17 protein-coding genes and 1 pseudogene are annotated in these 16,907 nt (G+C 41.9%); 11 read left to right on the plus strand and 7 right to left on the minus strand.

Annotated features, from left to right (window positions below):
• The first annotated feature begins 170 nt into the window (after nt 1-170).
• The 5 genes from AB5443_RS07855 to AB5443_RS07875 are packed head-to-tail and all read left to right on the plus strand — an operon-like array spanning nt 171 to nt 6,099.
• Nucleotides 171-1,430, plus strand: a complete 1,260-nt coding sequence (locus AB5443_RS07855) for a TolC family protein (protein ID WP_368114039.1) — start codon at nt 171-173, stop codon at nt 1,428-1,430.
• A 16-nt stretch (nt 1,431-1,446) separates the two neighbouring features.
• Nucleotides 1,447-2,358, plus strand: a complete 912-nt coding sequence (locus AB5443_RS07860; RefSeq protein WP_368114038.1) for an HlyD family secretion protein — start codon at nt 1,447-1,449, stop codon at nt 2,356-2,358.
• 15 nt (nt 2,359-2,373) lie between these two features.
• Nucleotides 2,374-3,852, plus strand: a complete 1,479-nt coding sequence (locus tag AB5443_RS07865; protein ID WP_368114037.1) for an ATP-binding cassette domain-containing protein — start codon at nt 2,374-2,376, stop codon at nt 3,850-3,852.
• A gap of 2 nt (nt 3,853-3,854) precedes the next feature.
• Nucleotides 3,855-4,958 (plus strand): ABC transporter permease, encoded by a 1,104-nt coding sequence (locus AB5443_RS07870; RefSeq protein ID WP_368114036.1) that lies wholly within the window; start codon nt 3,855-3,857, stop codon nt 4,956-4,958.
• Between the two features lie 25 nt (nt 4,959-4,983).
• Entirely contained in the window at nt 4,984-6,099 is a 1,116-nt protein-coding gene (locus AB5443_RS07875) for an ABC transporter permease (RefSeq protein WP_368114035.1), read from the plus strand.
• Nucleotides 6,100-6,205: 106 nt separating this feature from the next.
• On the opposite strand, the gene AB5443_RS07880 is transcribed toward AB5443_RS07875, so the two are convergent.
• From AB5443_RS07880 to AB5443_RS07900, 5 genes and pseudogenes are all read right to left on the minus strand, one after another.
• Complete coding sequence (locus AB5443_RS07880) at nt 6,206-6,634, minus strand: Hsp20/alpha crystallin family protein (RefSeq protein ID WP_052662111.1); 429 nt, start codon at nt 6,632-6,634, stop codon at nt 6,206-6,208.
• A 272-nt stretch (nt 6,635-6,906) separates the two neighbouring features.
• On the minus strand, nt 6,907-7,383 hold the full coding sequence (locus tag AB5443_RS07885; RefSeq protein ID WP_368114034.1) for a hypothetical protein: 477 nt from the start codon (nt 7,381-7,383) through the stop codon (nt 6,907-6,909).
• Nucleotides 7,374-7,823, minus strand: coding sequence for a GxxExxY protein (locus AB5443_RS07890; protein WP_368114033.1), 450 nt, complete (start codon nt 7,821-7,823; stop codon nt 7,374-7,376). Before AB5443_RS07890 ends, AB5443_RS07885 begins: the two co-directional genes overlap by 10 nt.
• A gap of 61 nt (nt 7,824-7,884) precedes the next feature.
• Nucleotides 7,885-8,187: pseudogene (locus tag AB5443_RS07895) on the minus strand (KilA-N domain-containing protein); the annotation flags it as partial.
• 50 nt (nt 8,188-8,237) lie between these two features.
• Nucleotides 8,238-8,885, minus strand: coding sequence for a vancomycin high temperature exclusion protein (locus AB5443_RS07900; RefSeq protein WP_073346108.1), 648 nt, complete (start codon nt 8,883-8,885; stop codon nt 8,238-8,240).
• A gap of 301 nt (nt 8,886-9,186) precedes the next feature.
• Between AB5443_RS07900 and AB5443_RS07905 the strand changes: the two genes are divergently transcribed.
• Nucleotides 9,187-9,891 (plus strand): SGNH/GDSL hydrolase family protein, encoded by a 705-nt coding sequence (locus AB5443_RS07905; RefSeq protein WP_277131382.1) that lies wholly within the window; start codon nt 9,187-9,189, stop codon nt 9,889-9,891.
• 323 nt (nt 9,892-10,214) lie between these two features.
• Here AB5443_RS07905 and uvrB read toward each other — a convergent pair whose 3' ends face one another.
• On the minus strand, nt 10,215-12,248 hold the full coding sequence (gene uvrB, locus AB5443_RS07910) for an excinuclease ABC subunit UvrB (RefSeq protein ID WP_022139271.1): 2,034 nt from the start codon (nt 12,246-12,248) through the stop codon (nt 10,215-10,217).
• 134 nt (nt 12,249-12,382) lie between these two features.
• On the opposite strand from uvrB, the gene AB5443_RS07915 reads away from it, so the two are divergent.
• From AB5443_RS07915 to AB5443_RS07935, 5 genes are all read left to right on the plus strand, one after another.
• Nucleotides 12,383-13,681: a phenylacetate--CoA ligase family protein gene (locus AB5443_RS07915; protein WP_044655035.1), complete on the plus strand. Its 1,299-nt coding sequence runs from the start codon at nt 12,383-12,385 to the stop codon at nt 13,679-13,681.
• A gap of 31 nt (nt 13,682-13,712) precedes the next feature.
• Nucleotides 13,713-14,138 (plus strand): hypothetical protein, encoded by a 426-nt coding sequence (locus tag AB5443_RS07920; RefSeq protein ID WP_022139273.1) that lies wholly within the window; start codon nt 13,713-13,715, stop codon nt 14,136-14,138.
• A gap of 250 nt (nt 14,139-14,388) precedes the next feature.
• Nucleotides 14,389-15,192 carry an outer membrane protein assembly factor BamD gene (locus tag AB5443_RS07925; RefSeq protein ID WP_022139274.1) on the plus strand — a complete coding sequence of 268 codons (804 nt, stop codon included), beginning with the start codon at nt 14,389-14,391 and terminating at the stop codon, nt 15,190-15,192.
• Between the two features lie 14 nt (nt 15,193-15,206).
• Nucleotides 15,207-15,542 (plus strand): DNA-directed RNA polymerase subunit omega, encoded by a 336-nt coding sequence (locus AB5443_RS07930; protein ID WP_022139275.1) that lies wholly within the window; start codon nt 15,207-15,209, stop codon nt 15,540-15,542.
• A 107-nt stretch (nt 15,543-15,649) separates the two neighbouring features.
• Nucleotides 15,650-16,093, plus strand: coding sequence for a DUF4293 domain-containing protein (locus tag AB5443_RS07935; RefSeq protein ID WP_073346103.1), 444 nt, complete (start codon nt 15,650-15,652; stop codon nt 16,091-16,093).
• A gap of 79 nt (nt 16,094-16,172) precedes the next feature.
• On the opposite strand, the gene AB5443_RS07940 is transcribed toward AB5443_RS07935, so the two are convergent.
• Nucleotides 16,173-16,907 carry a porin family protein gene (locus tag AB5443_RS07940; RefSeq protein ID WP_044655033.1) on the minus strand — a complete coding sequence of 245 codons (735 nt, stop codon included), beginning with the start codon at nt 16,905-16,907 and terminating at the stop codon, nt 16,173-16,175.

Genomic DNA, 16,907 nt, shown 5'->3' on the forward strand with positions numbered 1-16,907 from the left:
ATCTTTCATTCTTTTCCGGCAAAGGTAATAAAAAGCCTTATATACATCATCCTTTTTCTGATAAATCGAACAATCGGAACATATTTGCCAACTTATAGAATGTGAATGTATCTTTGAAAGACCTATCTTTGCCTTTCGAAGAAATCGAAGAATTTAAAGTAATGATGCGTATGAAAAGAATGATTTTCAGTTTCTCCTTTTTGTTGTTCGTATCGGGTATGTATGCGCAAATTACGTTGGAAGAATGTCAACGGAAAACGCAGGAGAATTATCCGCTGGTACATCAATATGGCTTGGTGGAGAAAACAAAGGAATATAGTCTGGAAAATGCGGCCAGAGGATATTTACCTCAATTGGCTCTTTCGGCCAAAGCTTCTTATCAGAGTGAAGTGACGGAAATCCCTGTGAAGCTTTCTGGAGTGGATATAAAAGGTTTGCCCAAAGACCAGTATCAGGTTGTGTTGGAATTGCAACAGAAAATCTGGGATGGTGGCGGAATCCGTATGCAGAAGAAGCAGACAACGGCGGAGGCTGAAATAGAGAAGGAAAGACTGAATGTGGATATGTATGCACTGAACAGTCGTGTGAATGATTTGTATTTCGGAATCCTGTTGCTGGATGAGCAGTTGCGACAAAATGAATTGTTGCAGGATGAACTGGAACGGAATTATCGTCAGATTACTGCTTATGTAGAAAATGGAATAGCCAACCAGGCGGATTTGGATGCAGTGAAAGTGGAGCAACTGAATACCCGTCAGAAGAGGGTGGATCTTGTTTCGTCGCGTGTCGCGTATTTGAAAATGCTTTCGCTGTTGGTGGGAGAAGAATTGTCGCAGGAGACTACGTTGGAGAAACCTGTTCCACAGGATGAGGTTTCGGCTGTCAGTGAAATACGCCGGCCGGAACTGTCTTTGTTTGATGCACAGGGAGCCGGATTGCAAGTACAGGAGAAAGCGCTCAATGTGCGCCATCTTCCGCAATTCGGATTGTTCGTGCAGGGGGCTTATGGGAATCCGGGGTTGAATATGTTGAAAAACGAATTTTCTCCTTATTATATTGCAGGTGTACGGCTTTCGTGGAATTTCGGTAGCTTGTATACGTTGAAGAACGACCGGCGGGTGATTGAGAACAAGCGTCAGCAATTGGACAATAACCGGGATGTGTTTCTTTTCAATACGCGGTTACAAATGACACAGCAGGAGCAGGCAATCCGTTCGTTGGAGAAACAGATGCAGGATGATAATGAAATTATCCGTTTGCGTACCAATATCCGCAAAGCGGCTGAGGCAAAAGTGGCTAATGGTACATTGACCGTGACCGAGATGCTTCGGGAACTGACTAATGAAAGCCTGGCACGTCAGTCGAAAGCCCTGCATGAGATTCAGCGGTTGATGGGTATTTATCAATTGAAATATACTACGAATTATTAAAATAACTTCTCAGGATATGAAAGGAATAACAAAGATAGGAATGTGGGGGATGGCATTGGTAATGTTATCCGCCTGTGGAAACGGAACGCCTGATTATGACGCCACCGGTACGTTTGAAGCAACGGAAGTCATTGTTTCTGCCGAAGCTACGGGAAAATTGCTGAAACTGGATATAGAGGAAGGGACAAGGTTAAAAGCAGGTGAGGAAGTGGGATTGGTCGATACGGTACAGTTATATCTGAAGAAGTTGCAACTGGAAGCCAGTATGAAATCTGTGGAAAGTCAGCGTCCGGATCTTGCCAAACAAATTGCCGCTACCAAACAGCAAATTGCTACGGCCGAACGTGAAAAGAAGCGGGTGGAGAACTTGCTTGCTGCGGGTGCGGCCAATCAGAAACAGTTGGACGACTGGGATGCACAAGTCAAATTGCTCGAAAGACAGCTTGCAGCACAGGAATCATCATTGCTGAACAGTACGAACAGTCTGACGGAACAGGGAAATTCAGTCGCCATACAAGTGGCGCAGGTGGAAGACCAGTTGGATAAATGCCACATTCAGTCGCCTATTGAAGGTACGGTACTGGCCAAATATGCGGAAGCCGGTGAACTGGCATCTGTCGGCAGACCGTTGTTTAAGGTGGCGGAAACGGATGGAATGTACCTGCGGGCTTATATCACTTCCGAACAGTTGTCACAGGTGAAGTTGGGAGATAAGGTGACTGTTTATGCCGATTATGGAAATTCGGAGCAGAAGGCTTATCCGGGTGTGATTACTTGGATTTCCGACCGTTCGGAATTTACCCCCAAGACTATTCTGACAAAAAATGAACGTGCTAATTTGGTCTATGCGGTGAAGATAGCTGTGAAGAATGACGGAGCGCTGAAGATAGGCATGTATGGTGGAGTGAAAATGAAAGTTGGGAATTAAAAAGAGGAAATTCAGATGAAAGGGGCGGATGGAAGAGAACCCATAGTGGTTGTGGAAGAAGTCAGCAAAAGTTATGGAAAGGTGGAAGCGCTGAAAGGAGTTTCTTTTACAGTGGAGCAGGGAGAAATCTTCGGGCTGATTGGGCCTGACGGTGCGGGAAAGAGTACCTTGTTTCGTATCCTGACTACTCTATTGCTGGCTGATAAGGGTACGGCAACTATTGGCGGACTGGATGTCGCTTCAGACTACAAGCAGATTCGTACGCGGGTAGGATATATGCCCGGTCGCTTTTCGCTCTATCAGGATCTCTCAGTGGAAGAAAATCTGGAGTTTTTTGCTACGGTATTCCATACGACTATTCAGGAAAATTATGATTTAATCAAGGATATTTATCAGCAGATAGAACCGTTCAAGAAGAGAAGGGCAGGAGCTTTGTCGGGTGGTATGAAACAGAAACTGGCATTAAGTTGCGCATTGATTCATAAACCGGATATTTTATTTTTGGATGAACCTACTACTGGTGTAGATCCTGTGTCGCGTAAAGAGTTTTGGCAAATGCTCAGGAATCTAAGACAGCAGGGAATTACGATTATCGTTTCGACTCCAATTATGGACGAAGCCCGTCAGTGTGACCGGATTGCTTTCATCAATCATGGACAGATTCATGGCATTGACACACCTGAACGTATTCTCCGACGATTCGCTTCTATCCTTTGTCCGCCTTCGTTGGAACGGGAGGAAGTACGGCATGAGGCGACGCCTGTGATTGAAGTAGACCAGCTGACAAAATGTTTCGGGAACTTTATGGCAGTAGACCATATATCCTTTCAGGTGAACCGCGGAGAAATCTTTGGCTTTCTGGGTGCTAACGGAGCAGGGAAGACAACCGCTATGCGTATGCTTTGCGGATTGAGCAAGCCGACATCGGGTGTAGGGAAAGTTGCGGGATATGACATTTTCCGGGAAGCTGAACAGGTGAAGAAGCATATCGGATACATGAGTCAGAAGTTCTCTTTATATGAAGATTTGAAAGTCTGGGAGAATATCCGCCTGTTTGCCGGAATCTATGGAATGGAAGAACAGGAGATAGAACGAAAGACTGAAGAACTGTTGGAACGTTTGGGGTTCTCTGATGAACGGGATACTTTAGTGAAAAGCCTGCCTTTGGGGTGGAAACAGAAACTGGCTTTTTCGGTTTCAATCTTTCACGAACCAAGAATCGTCTTTCTGGATGAACCTACCGGTGGAGTGGATCCTGCTACGCGAAGGCAGTTTTGGGAGTTGATTTATCAGGCTGCCGACCAGGGAATCACAGTATTTGTGACTACGCATTATATGGATGAAGCGGAATACTGTAACCGGATTTCTATCATGGTGGACGGGCAGATTAAAGCGCTTGATACACCTGTTCGTCTGAAGCAGCAGTTCGGAGTGGAAACGATGGATGATGTTTTCCAAAAATTAGCCCGCGATGCGGTGCGTAAAGCAGATTGATTATGAGACAGTTTATAGCTTTTGTAAAGAAAGAGTTTTATCATATTTTTCGTGACCGACGAACGATGCTGATTCTGTTGGGGATGCCCGTGGTACAGATTATCTTGTTTGGTTTCGCCATCAGCACGGAAGTCAAGAATGTTCGGTTGGCGGTGCTCGATCCTTCGAATGATATGGTGACACGGAAAATCATTGATCGCCTGGATGCCAGTGAGTACTTTACTGTTACCGCCCGTTTTCATTCGCCGCAGGAGATGGAGGCTGCCTTTCTGAAAAGTGAGGTTGATATGGCAATCGTTTTCGGTGAACGTTTTATGGACGGGCTTTATGCGGGCGATGCCCGTGTGCAGTTGATTGTAGATGCGACGGATCCGAATATGTCGACTTCGCAGGTAAATTATGCGACCGGAATTATTTCTATGGTGGGACAGGAGATGTTGCCACCGGATGTTTCCGCTGCCCGTCTGACTCCTGACATCAAACTGCTGTATAATCCTCAGATGAAGAGCGCTTATAATTTTGTGCCCGGAGTGATGGGACTGATTCTGATGCTGATTTGTGCCATGATGACTTCTATTTCCATTGTTCGCGAGAAAGAAACGGGTACGATGGAGGTGCTGTTGGTTTCGCCCGTGAAGCCATTATTCATTATTTTGGCAAAAGCTGTACCTTATTTTGTTTTGTCATTTGTCAATCTGATAACGATTCTGCTGCTTTCGGTCTTTGTACTCGATGTTCCGGTGATGGGAAGTTTGTTTTGGTTGATAACGGTGTCTTTGTTGTTTATCTTCGTATCCCTGGCTTTGGGATTGCTGATTTCATCGGTCACACAGACACAGGTCGCCGCTATGTTGGTGTCGGGTTTGATGCTGATGATGCCCACGATGCTTTTGTCGGGGATGATTTTCCCTGTTGAGAGTATGCCGTTGATACTTCAGTGGATTTCAGATATACTTCCGGCACGTTGGTATATCCAGGCGGTGCGGAAGTTGATGATTGAGGGCGTTCCGGTTCTATTTGTAGTGAAGGAGATTGGTATTTTATTGTTGATGGCGACGGTGCTTATAACGGTCAGCTTCAAGAAATTCAAGTACCGGTTGGAATAATAATGGGCTAAATGGAGAATTATTTATGATAAAGTTCCTGATAGAAAAAGAGTTTAAACAGTTGCTCCGCAATTTGTTTCTGCCGAAATTGATTCTTGTGTTTCCATGCATGATTATGCTGCTGATGCCTTGGGCGGTGAACTTGGAAATCAAGAATATCCAGTTGAATATAGTGGATAATGATCATTCGGCTATCTCTCAACGATTAGTAAATAAAATTGCCGCTTCCACTTATTTTCGTTTGGTGGAAGTGCCGGCTTCTTATGAAGAAGGTCTCCGGAATATTGAAACCGGAACGGCGGATATTGTAATGGAGATTCCGGGGCATCTGGAACGGGATTGGATGAATGGTGAAGATGCTCATATCTTAATTGCTGCCAATGCGGTGAATGGGACGAAGGGGGGACTTGGAAGTTCTTACTTGGCTTCTATAGTTAATGATTATGCTGCCGAATTGCGTTCGGAACGTCCTGAAGCTGCTGCCGTTTCCGGTGCTTTTCCTTCTATCCGCATTGATACTCAGGGATTGTTTAATCCGAATTTGAATTATAAGTTATACATGATTCCGGCATTGATGGTTATGTTGCTGACATTGATTTGCGGATTTCTGCCTGCCTTGAATGTGGTTAGCGAAAAGGAGGTGGGGACGATTGAACAAATCAATGTAACACCGGTTCCGAAGTTCATTTTTATTATAGCCAAACTGCTGCCTTACTGGTTGATCGGGTTTATAGTACTGACTTTGTGTTTCCTGTTGGCATGGCTGATTTATGGCATAGTGCCTGTCGGGCATTTTGTAGTGATTTACTTCTTTGCGGTTCTTTTTGTATTGGTGATGTCCGGTTTCGGACTTGTTATTTCCAATTATTCAGCCACGATGCAGCAGTCGATGTTTGTGATGTGGTTCTGTCTGTTGATTCTGATATTGATGAGCGGGTTGTTCACTCCGATCAGCAGTATGCCGGAATGGGCACAATGGTTTACCAGGTTGAATCCCTTGCGTTATTTTATGGAAGTGATGCGGATGGTATATCTCAAAGGAAGCGGGTTCTTTGATTTATTGCCACAGTTGGGAATATTGCTGTTCTTTGCAGTTGTGTTTAATAGTTGGGCGGTGGTTGGTTACCGGAAGAATCAATAAAGAATATACCTTTAAGTATATAAAAAGACAGCTCGTTTTTCATCTATCGGAAAGAGCTGTCTTTATTGTTTCTATCACCGTTTCCGGTGATAAGTTGGTTACTGTATTATTTTATTTCAATTTGTCTATTGGGCTTCTTCACTTCTTCTTCAGAGAGTTTGGGAAGTTCAATATTCAGAACGCCATTATCTACGGATGCGGCAATTTTTTCTTTGTCTACATTATCCGGTAGAATCATTGTCTGCTGGAACTTGGAGTATGAGAATTCACGGCGCAGATAGCGACCATCTTTCTTCTCCTCTTTGTTTTCAGTCTTCTTCTCCATGCTGATGACGAGGTTGTTGTCTTCATCAATGCGGACATTGAAATCATCCTTCGTCATGCCCGGAGCAGCCAGTTCTACTTTGTATTCCTTTTCTGTTTCCAAAACATTAATTGCAGGTGCGGTAGCATTTGCTTTTACCATCCAATCGTTATCAAAGAAATCATTAAAGATACTTGGTAACCAACTTTGAGTTCTTCTAACAGGCATCATAATTTTAGTCTCCTATCTTTAAGTTAAACATTCAATTAATTCAATTTTGGACTTCGGAACTTTCACTTCCGGTGACAGGAATTATCCCGATTTTCACCGTCAGTTCTTGAACCGTCATTCACTCTTAAATATGCAAACCTCATGCCATAAGATTTTTGAGACTGAAATTGTCTATTTGTCATTTATATAATGCCAATTTTACTTGTTTGGTGACAAAATGTATCCTGTTTTTATTTATTTTATATAAGATAGATATTAATTTGATAATCTGCTTACTTCTTACCGATTAGTTTGAATCTTAGTCTAAGCGTCTGTCTTTCCTCATCATAATCATAACTGATGATTTTGAAGGTTCCCACTTCTGAAGTGTTGGATACGTGTAGTCCTATACAGGCACAAGCATCGTAATCTCCAATGCGAATGATACGAAGTGTTTCGCTGGCATCAGCAGGCAGTTTACTGAGGTCTACGATGTCTTTAGCCTGCTCATGCGTCATAAATTCAATAGTCACCGGCAAATTCTGACTGATAACTTCATTCACTCTATCTTCGACAGATTGTATCTGTTCCGCTGTAGGGCAAGATGAAAGAATATAATCGCACTTACTCTTTTTTCTTTCTATATGGGCATTACGGGAGCGCGGGCAACCAAAGGTCTTTACCATGGTAGCGTTAAGTAGATGCTCCGCTGTATGCATAGGTGCGATTGACACATCCTGAAATTTGGGGGCTGCTTGATTTATTTCCATAATAGACAAATTTTTATTGCTTTTAGACATAAGAACAAAAGAACATATTTTTTCTTATGCGTTATTTTTATGTTTATATTCTCTGAATTTTTTTTTATTTCGATACGTTCACCACCAAAGTTTATTAATAAGCCGTGGTCTGTATTGGTAGCGGTTAAGTAATTTACTAATTGGGTTTCGTGTATAGGAAGAAGATGCTGTACCGCTTTAAGTTCAATGATTATTTCTCCTTCTACGATTATGTCTGCTCTGAATTCTCCTACAATTTCATTTTTGTAATATACATTTATAGGAGTTTCTGTATCTGCATGAATACCCTTTTCTTTTAATTCTATCATCAATGCTTTCTGATAAACATTTTCAAGAAAACCTGCTGCAAGGTGTGTTCTTACATTATAAGCACACTGGATAATAGCTTTTATCAAACTTTCTATTTCCATGTTTCTTTTTTGTTCTTATGTTTTTTTGTCTAAAAAATAAGATAATGTGTCTCATCTGTATTCCCGATTTGGATATGATTCCAATAGCACCGGTTGTTTCTATCCATTTTTGAGGTGAAAGAGTAAATGCATTTAGTCCTGCTTCCTTTCTAAACCCCTCGAATTCGAGGGGTTTAAATTTGGGGTTATACAATATCTCCCATAATCCTAAATATTCAATAGTCATTCTATTGCGTAGCCAATTAGCAATAACAGCGTTGGCATCTGTTGTCTTGTATTTAGCTATGTCAGTTAAGGAAATATAATCTGTATCGTTGATTTTTAAGATCGTAACGTCTGTTTTCTGAACTGTAATTTTTGTCATATTCTGATTTTTCAGTAAAGGTAAATCTATCTTTTGGAATAAAGAAACTTTTACATGCTTTTCTTGCCAATTATAATCTTTCCCCCTAAGAAATGGGGCTGTTTGTCTATTGCTAAATCAATAAACATTTTCACTCTTGCAAGTAATTCACGGATATTGGTCTTCAGTCCGGCATAGGCGTTCACGTCTTTGGCATTATAACCGATAGCATTTATTCCATTCTTTTCGGCTAAATAAATAGCACGTTCATTATGGAAGCGTTGGGAAATGATAGTCAGTTGATTTTGTCCGAATACCTCTTTGGCGCGTATGACAGAGTCAAGCGTACGGAAGCCGGCATAATCTAAGTAGATGAACTTTTCGGGGATTCCTTTTTGCATGAGTGCCTTTTTCATTTCTTCCGGCTCATTGTAATCTTCTCTGCGATTGTCGCCGCTGATAAGGATATATTTTATTTTTCCTGCTTTGTATAGTTCGACAGCCGCGAGAATACGATAGTCGAAATATAGATTATTATTCCCATTCTTTAGTTTGGGAGAAGTGCCGAGTAGTAGTCCGACTTTATTCGTGGGGATAATGCTTGCTTCTGTATATATCTTGGAAGTTGTATGTTTTTTTATTGTTCTGTTACACACAATGATACAGGTAATACACAGAATAGTGAATATTAAGGCTATATAAAGCAATTTGCGTTTCATCTATTTTTTTTGTTTACAAAAATACCACTCTTTTTTAGGATTCCAAACCTATAGACATAAAAAAAGGAGCAACGCCTTGCTCCAACCTTTGTTAACCTTAAATCTAATACTATGAAAAACACATTGCAAAGATACGGACTTTTGCGATATCTGCAAATAATCCAAGAAAAAACGCATGTTATATAACATAGATTAAGAAAAATGAGTCTTGCCTTAACGGTTATTCGTCATTTAGGCACCTGTTTATAGAGATTTTTTTATCTTTGCACGAAATATCATATTACTAATACTTAATATAAACATGAATAAAAGAAGATTAGGCCAATGGTTATTGTTGGCCATTGTTTGTTTGAGTTTCCCGATAGGAGAAAGTTATGCACAAAAAAAGGATTTTGCAAATTTAGGCCGTTATTCAAAAGAAAATGCAGCTCTTCCGCAAGCGGCAAAGAAAGAGAAGAGAGTTGTTTTTATGGGGAACTCCATTACCGAAGGCTGGGTGCGGACTCATCCGGACTTTTTTAAATCGAACGGCTACATCGGTCGTGGAATCAGTGGACAAACTTCCTATCAGTTCCTGGTACGTTTCCGTGAAGATGTGATTAATCTTTCTCCGGCACTGGTCGTGATTAACGCCGGAACAAATGATGTTGCTGAAAATACGCAAGCTTATAATGAAGATTATACATTCGGGAATATTGTTTCTATGGTAGAGTTGGCCAAAGCAAACAAGATTAAAGTGATTCTGACTTCCGTATTACCTGCCGCCCAATTCAAATGGCGAATGGAAATAAAGGACGCTCCTCAAAAAATCAAATCATTAAATGACCGGATAGAAGCTTATGCAAAGGCTAACAAAATTCCGTATGTGAATTATTACCAGGCATTGGTTGTACCGGAGAATCAGGCTTTAAATCCTCAATATACAAAAGATGGAGTACATCCGACGGGTGAGGGATATGATGTTATGGAACCAATGATAAAGAAAGCGATTGAAAAAGCACTCTAAACGAGTTTGTTGATATTATAATGTAATCTATGAATGCTGCTTGATAATCATCTAAAATCAGGCAGCATTTTTTATGAAGTTATCCGTCGAAGAGTAGGGTAGCAGAGGTATGGACATAAAAAAAGGAGCAACGCCTTGCTCCAACCTTTGTTAACCTTAAATCTAATACTATGAAAAACACGTTGCAAAGATACGGACTTTCCGGATATCTGCAAATAATCAGTCTATGATTGGTGTTTTTATAACACTAATTAATAAAACGGCCGCTCTATTATAGATTTATTGATATTCAAGCTGTGGGATAGAAGAAAAACAGGGATTAGCTATCCCCATTTCTCTTTCATTAAATCTTCCAGTTTCAATAACTCGTCACGATATTGTGCAGCTTCGATAAATTCCAGTTTCTTGGCAGCTTCCTGCATCAGTTTGCGCGTACGTTCGATACTCTTTTCCATTTGCGGTTTGCTCATGTATTGTACTATCGGGTCGGCCGCTATATTGGGTGTAGCAGGTTCGATGTAAGCATGTCTTTCTTTCAGCAATTCATTAGCTTCAGAATTGGCATTGCCGAATACAGCCAGGTTTCTGGCCTTCTTGATCTGTTGCGGAGTAATACCGTTTGCTTCATTATAAGCCAACTGTTTCTCACGACGACGATTCGTTTCGTCAATGGTCAGTTTCATGCTATCCGTCATCTTGTCGGCATACATGATAACTTTTCCGTTCACATTACGTGCGGCACGTCCTGCAGTCTGTGTCAGGGAGCGATGGGAGCGAAGGAATCCTTCCTTATCGGCGTCAAGAATAGCTACAAGCGATACTTCAGGAAGGTCTAGTCCCTCACGAAGCAGATTCACTCCGATGAGTACATCATAGATTCCTTGACGGAGATCATCCATGATTTTGACGCGTTCAAGTGTATCGACATCGCTATGGATATAATTACATCTTACATTATTATTAAGAAGATATTCCGTCAACTCTTCCGCCATCCGTTTGGTCAGCGTAGTGACAAGTACACGTTCTTCTTTCTCGATCCGCAGTTGGATTTCTTCCATTAAATCATCAATCTGGTTAAGGCTCGGACGAACTTCAATAATAGGATCCAACAAACCGGTAGGACGAATTACCTGCTCCACAACAATACCTTCGGATTGAATTAATTCATAATCTGCGGGCGTAGCACTGACGTAAATGACTTGTTTTGCCATCTCCTGAAACTCTTCAAATTTCAGAGGACGGTTATCCATGGCAGCAGGTAGGCGGAACCCATATTCCACAAGATTGATTTTACGCGCACGGTCGCCACCATACATGGCACGGACTTGTGGTATACTGACGTGACTTTCGTCAATTACAATCAGGAAATCATCCGGGAAGAAATCAAGCAGACAGTAAGGACGGGTACCTGCTGTGCGACCGTCGAAATAACGGGAATAATTTTCAATACCGGAACAATGCCCGAGTTCCCGAATCATTTCCATGTCGTAAGTAACCCGCTCATATAATCGTTTAGCTTCATACTCTTTGCCGATAGACTCAAAGAATGCCACTTGTTTGGTCAAGTCATCCTCTATTTCATGGATAGCACGGAGAGTCGCTTCCTTGGTAGTCATAAACAAGTTGGCCGGATAAATTTTATAAGCATCGAAAGGAGCGATAGTGACACCTGTAACAGGATCTACCTCTTCTATGCCATCAATTTCATCTCCCCAGAAAGTGACGCGGAGCAGATTGTCCGTGTATGCCAGATAAACATCCACCGTATCACCTTTCACGCGGAAATTACCACGATTGAGATCAATATCGTTGCGTACATACAAGCTGTCCACCAAACGGCGGAGAAACACATTACGATCCATCATGCGTCCCCGTTCTATTTCAATTACATTTTTATAGAAGTCCGAAGGGTTTCCCATACCATAAATACAGGAAACGGAAGAAACCACTACTACATCTTTTCTTCCGGAGAGCAGGGCGGAAGTGGCGGCAAGACGAAGTTTGTCGATTTCGTCATTAATCATCAAGTCTTTTTCTATATATGTATCACTACTTGGCAAATAGGCTTCCGGTTGGTAATAGTCATAATAAGAAACGTAATATTCCACCGCATTATTCGGAAAGAAGCCTTTAAACTCGCCATACAACTGTGCAGCCAGCGTTTTGTTATGGCTCAAGATCAATGTCGGTTTATTGATATTGGCAATTACATTGGCAATGGTAAATGTTTTTCCCGATCCGGTGACTCCCAATAAAGTTTGTGCAGGAACTCCCTGAAGTACCCCTTCAGTAAGTTGCGCAATAGCTTCCGGCTGATCCCCGGTAGGCTTGTAAGCTGATGTTAGTTCAAAATTCATAGTTAATCCTAAAAAGTGGAGCAATATTCGGCAAAATAATCGAGATTACAAATCATTTTTCCAAATAAATCCTTTACTTTGCAACATATTAATATCAAAAAACAGATTCATACAACTAGTAATACCGGAAACACATGATTTGGAATGAGAGCATTGAGTGTATGGACCGCGAAAGTCTTCGCAAGATTCAAAGCATACGACTCAAGAAAATTGTAGATTACGTTTATCATAACACGCCCTTCTATCGGAAGAAGATGCAGGAAATGGGAATTACTCCCGACGATATCAATAGCATAGATGATATTGTAAAACTGCCGTTTACCACGAAACATGATTTAAGAGATAATTATCCGTTCGGACTTTGTGCCGTGCCGATGAGTCAGATTGTACGCATCCACGCATCTTCCGGTACAACCGGAAAGCCGACGGTCGTTGGATATACCCGCAAGGACTTGTCCTCTTGGGCGGAGTGTATATCCCGTGCTTTTACAGCCTACGGAGCAGGCCGTTCCGATATATTCCAGGTATCTTACGGATACGGGCTTTTCACGGGGGGACTGGGTGCGCATGCCGGAGCCGAAAATATCGGAGCTTCCGTTATTCCGATGTCCAGTGGCAATACCGAAAAACAGATAACCCTGATGCATGATTTCGGTTCTACGGTACTTTGCTGTACGCCGTCTTATGCACTCTATCTGGCAGATGCCATTAAAGATTCCGGTCTGCCGCGCGAAGATTTCAAACTGAAGGTAGGAGCTTTCGGTGCTGAGCCATGGACGGAACATATGCGCCATGAAATCGAGGAGAAACTCGGTATCAAAGCTTACGATATTTATGGTTTGAGTGAAATAGCCGGCCCCGGTGTCGGTTATGAATGTGAATGCCAACAGGGTACTCACTTGAATGAAGACCATTACTTCCCTGAAATTATTGATCCGAATACGTTGCAACCGGTAGAACCCGGACAAACAGGCGAATTGGTATTTACCCATCTGACGAAGGAAGGGATGCCGTTGCTTCGTTACCGTACGCGTGACTTGACCGCCTTGCATCACGATAAATGTTCCTGTGGCCGTACATTGGTACGTATGGATCGCATTTTGGGACGTAGTGACGATATGTTGATTATCCGCGGTGTGAACGTATTCCCGACACAGATTGAATCCGTTATCCTTGAAATGGCTGAATTCGAACCGCATTATCTGCTGATAGTAGATCGTGCAAACAATACTGACACCATGGAACTTCAGGTGGAAGTACGTCCTGAATTCTATTCTGACGAGATAAACAAGATGCTGGCCTTGAAGAAGAAACTGGCGGGACGTCTGCAAAGTGTGCTCGGACTGGGAGTCAACGTGAAACTGGTAGAGCCGCGCAGCATTGAACGTAGCGTAGGCAAAGCGAAACGAGTGATTGATAACAGAAAAATTTAATACCTGAACTTACATATAATACTTTACGATCATGGTAGCAAAACAACTTTCTATCTTTTTGGAAAATAAGTCAGGCCGTCTGACGGAAGTGACTGAAGTGCTGGCGAAGGAGAATATCAACCTTTCCGCCTTGTGCATCGCAGAAAATGCTGATTTCGGCATTTTGCGTGGAATAGTATCCGATCCGGATAGAGCATATAAAGCTTTGAAAGATAATCATTTTGCAGTGAATGTGACCGATGTGGTCGGCATTAGCTGCCCCAACATACCGGGCGCTTTGGCCAAGGTACTGGGATTTTTATCCGATGAAGGAGTCTTTATCGAATATATGTATTCGTTTGCCAATAACAATATCGCTAACGTAGTGATTCGTCCGAGTAATCTGGATAAATGTATCGAGGTGCTGAAAGACAAGAAAGTCGATCTGCTGGCGGCAAGCGACCTGTATAAACTGTAAATATAGCAACGTGGAAAAAATAGTGACGCTATCCGGTAAGGATACCGTCACTATATGATAACGATACCGTCACTATCCCGGGCATATACCGTCACTATTGTTTATTGACCCCGTTTACGGTTTATCACCCGCAATTCACCGTCATTTTCTCCCCTTTTGTCGATGTTTAACGCCTTTTATGTATTAAAAAACATAGATTAATTGCTAAATTCCCGGCGAATAAGTAACTTTGCGCATTATTTTAAATAGGATGAAGAAAAATATCATTATAACTTTGCTTGCGGCAGCCACTCTTACGTCATGTGGGGAGTATAATAAATTGCTGAAAAGCACCGATTACGAATACAAGTACGAAGCCGCCAAAAACTATTTTGCGAAAGGACAGTATAACCGTTCGGCTACTCTGTTGAATGAGTTAATCACCATTCTGAAAGGAACGGACAAGGCGGAAGAGTCTTTGTATATGCTGGGAATGAGCTACTATAATCAGAAAGATTATCAGACGGCTGCCCAGACATTTATCACCTATTTCAACACCTATCCGCGTGGTACTTTCACTGAACTGGCACGTTTCCATGCAGGTAAGGCATTGTTCCTGGATACTCCGGAACCACGTCTGGATCAATCAAGCACTTATCAGGCTATCCAGCAGTTGCAGATGTTCATGGAATACTTTCCGAACAGCACAAAGAAGCAGGAAGCTCAGGATATGATTTTCGCTTTGCAGGACAAGCTGGTGCTGAAAGAGCTTTATTCGGCCAGACTATACTATAACTTGGGTAATTACATGGGTAACAACTATGAGTCTTGTGTCATCACGGCACAGAATGCCCTGAAAGATTATCCTTATACAGATTATCGCGAAGAACTTTCCATCTTGATTCTGCGTGCAAGACACGAGATGGCTATTTATAGTGTGGAAGACAAGAAGATGGATCGTTACCGTGAAACGGTTGATGAATATTATGCTTTTAAGAATGAATTCCCTGAAAGCAAGTACTTGAAAGAGGCTGAAAGAATATTCAATGAATCACAGAAAGTAATTAAAGACTAAATTTAAATAGATTTATGGACTACAAAAAGACGAATGCTCCTGTTACAACAGTAACTCGTGACATGATGGAACTCTGCTCTGATACAGGGAATGTTTATGAAACTGTTGCCATTATTGGTAAGCGTGCTAATCAGATCAGTGTGGAAATCAAAAGTGATCTTTCTAAGAAATTGGCAGAGTTTGCTTCTTATACCGATAACATGGAAGAGGTATTTGAAAACAGGGAGCAAATCGAAATTTCTCGTTACTATGAGAAATTGCCGAAACCGGACTTGATTGCTACGCAAGAATACATCGAAGGGAAAATATATTATAGAAATCCTGCTAAGGAAAAGGAAAAACTTCAGTAATCTATTTTCTGACGAAAAGATTGATAGTCAAGTAGTAAGTGGGATGATAATCCCTGCTCCTTATTGCTTGGCTATTATTGTTTAACTTAACTACTATAAGAAGACTTATGATTCAACGGATTCAAACAGTTTATTTACTGATTGTTGCAGGATTGCTGATTACGGCAATGTGTTTGCCGATGGGCTATTTTATTGATACAATGGGAGAGCATCCCTTTAAGGCTTTGGGAATGGGTGTAAACGGCGCTTTCCAGTCCACGTGGGGATTGTTTGGTATTTTGATGCTCAGCACCTTGGTGGCTGCCGCTACAATCTTCTTGTTTAAGAACCGTATGTTGCAGATTCGTATGACGATTTTCAATAGCCTGCTGTTGGTGGGTTATTACATCGCCTTCCTTGCTTTTTATTTTGCATTGAAGAATGACGCGAACTTGTTCCGTATTGGTTGGGCGCTATGCTTGCCGCTTATTTCTATTATCCTTAATATATTGGCGATTCGTGCTATCGGACGGGATGAAGTAATGGTAAAAGCCGCAGATAGATTGCGATAATTTGAGCATTCATATTTGATACAAAAAGCACCGCTTTAGTCATGCTAAAGCGGTGCTTTTTGACCTCTAAAGCGGTGCTTTATTTTTTCAAGTCAAATAAGTAAGTGAGCTTTATGGTAATTGTGCCATGTGCCGCACGTGCAAAATAATCTTTTTTCGTAGTGCTATAGAAATCGGACAGGGCGAAGTAGTAACGTCCTTCTACAATGAAGCTACCTGCTTTCTTTGTTCTGAGTTCCACGCCGCCACCGCCGGCAATACCATAATCAAATTTATTCTGAATCTTGACGCCATATACTGCTTTCTGGGTATTTGACAAGTTATTCATGTCTATCCCGTCTATTGTTTCGGATTCACTTATCAGAAAGCCGATTTGAGGCCCTGCATGGACGAAGAACTGCAATCCTCTGTCTCGTCCGAAAGCAAGATGGGCGAGAAAGGGAATGTCGACATAAGTCATTTTGCGGGTATATGTCTTGGTAGGGTCTTTGGAAGTCACTTCATATCCGTTGGCATCTAATGATACAGTTTCGAATAACTGATCCCAACCTCGTTGCGAGACGTTCAATTCGACCTGTGCACCGCAAATCATGGCAAAGTACTTTTCGGAAATATATCGTGCTGTCAATCCGCCGGTAATACCCATCAGGCTATTTTGCTTGATGGTCGGAGTGAAAGAAGCACTGTTCAGATTGACGCCGCCGTTGATACCCACAGAAAAATTATTCCGTGCTTCTCCGATTTGGGCAGTTGCAGGCAGAGTAAAACCTGTAAGCAGGAGTGCTGCGATCAAAAATGGTTTTATCTTTATCAT

It is taken from the genome of Bacteroides sp. RTP21281st1_H5_RTP21281_210402, assembly GCF_040918965.1.
In the GTDB taxonomy this organism is placed as follows: domain Bacteria; phylum Bacteroidota; class Bacteroidia; order Bacteroidales; family Bacteroidaceae; genus Bacteroides; species Bacteroides congonensis.

Bases quoted from the DNA above. Each gene is read 5' to 3' on its own strand.
- AB5443_RS07855 (WP_368114039.1), top strand. From the start codon at position 171: ATGAAAAGAATGATTTTCAGTTTCTCCTTTTTGTTGTTCGTATCGGGT.
- AB5443_RS07860 (WP_368114038.1), top strand. From the start codon at position 1,447: ATGAAAGGAATAACAAAGATAGGAATGTGGGGGATGGCATTGGTAATG.
- AB5443_RS07865 (WP_368114037.1), top strand. From the start codon at position 2,374: ATGAAAGGGGCGGATGGAAGAGAACCCATAGTGGTTGTGGAAGAAGTC.
- AB5443_RS07870 (WP_368114036.1), top strand. From the start codon at position 3,855: ATGAGACAGTTTATAGCTTTTGTAAAGAAAGAGTTTTATCATATTTTT.
- AB5443_RS07875 (WP_368114035.1), top strand. From the start codon at position 4,984: ATGATAAAGTTCCTGATAGAAAAAGAGTTTAAACAGTTGCTCCGCAAT.
- AB5443_RS07880 (WP_052662111.1), bottom strand. From the start codon at position 6,634: ATGATGCCTGTTAGAAGAACTCAAAGTTGGTTACCAAGTATCTTTAAT.
- AB5443_RS07885 (WP_368114034.1), bottom strand. From the start codon at position 7,383: ATGGAAATAAATCAAGCAGCCCCCAAATTTCAGGATGTGTCAATCGCA.
- AB5443_RS07890 (WP_368114033.1), bottom strand. From the start codon at position 7,823: ATGGAAATAGAAAGTTTGATAAAAGCTATTATCCAGTGTGCTTATAAT.
- AB5443_RS07900 (WP_073346108.1), bottom strand. From the start codon at position 8,885: ATGAAACGCAAATTGCTTTATATAGCCTTAATATTCACTATTCTGTGT.
- AB5443_RS07905 (WP_277131382.1), top strand. From the start codon at position 9,187: ATGAATAAAAGAAGATTAGGCCAATGGTTATTGTTGGCCATTGTTTGT.
- uvrB (WP_022139271.1), bottom strand. From the start codon at position 12,248: ATGAATTTTGAACTAACATCAGCTTACAAGCCTACCGGGGATCAGCCG.
- AB5443_RS07915 (WP_044655035.1), top strand. From the start codon at position 12,383: ATGATTTGGAATGAGAGCATTGAGTGTATGGACCGCGAAAGTCTTCGC.
- AB5443_RS07920 (WP_022139273.1), top strand. From the start codon at position 13,713: ATGGTAGCAAAACAACTTTCTATCTTTTTGGAAAATAAGTCAGGCCGT.
- AB5443_RS07925 (WP_022139274.1), top strand. From the start codon at position 14,389: ATGAAGAAAAATATCATTATAACTTTGCTTGCGGCAGCCACTCTTACG.
- AB5443_RS07930 (WP_022139275.1), top strand. From the start codon at position 15,207: ATGGACTACAAAAAGACGAATGCTCCTGTTACAACAGTAACTCGTGAC.
- AB5443_RS07935 (WP_073346103.1), top strand. From the start codon at position 15,650: ATGATTCAACGGATTCAAACAGTTTATTTACTGATTGTTGCAGGATTG.
- AB5443_RS07940 (WP_044655033.1), bottom strand. From the start codon at position 16,907: ATGATAAAGATAAAACCATTTTTGATCGCAGCACTCCTGCTTACAGGT.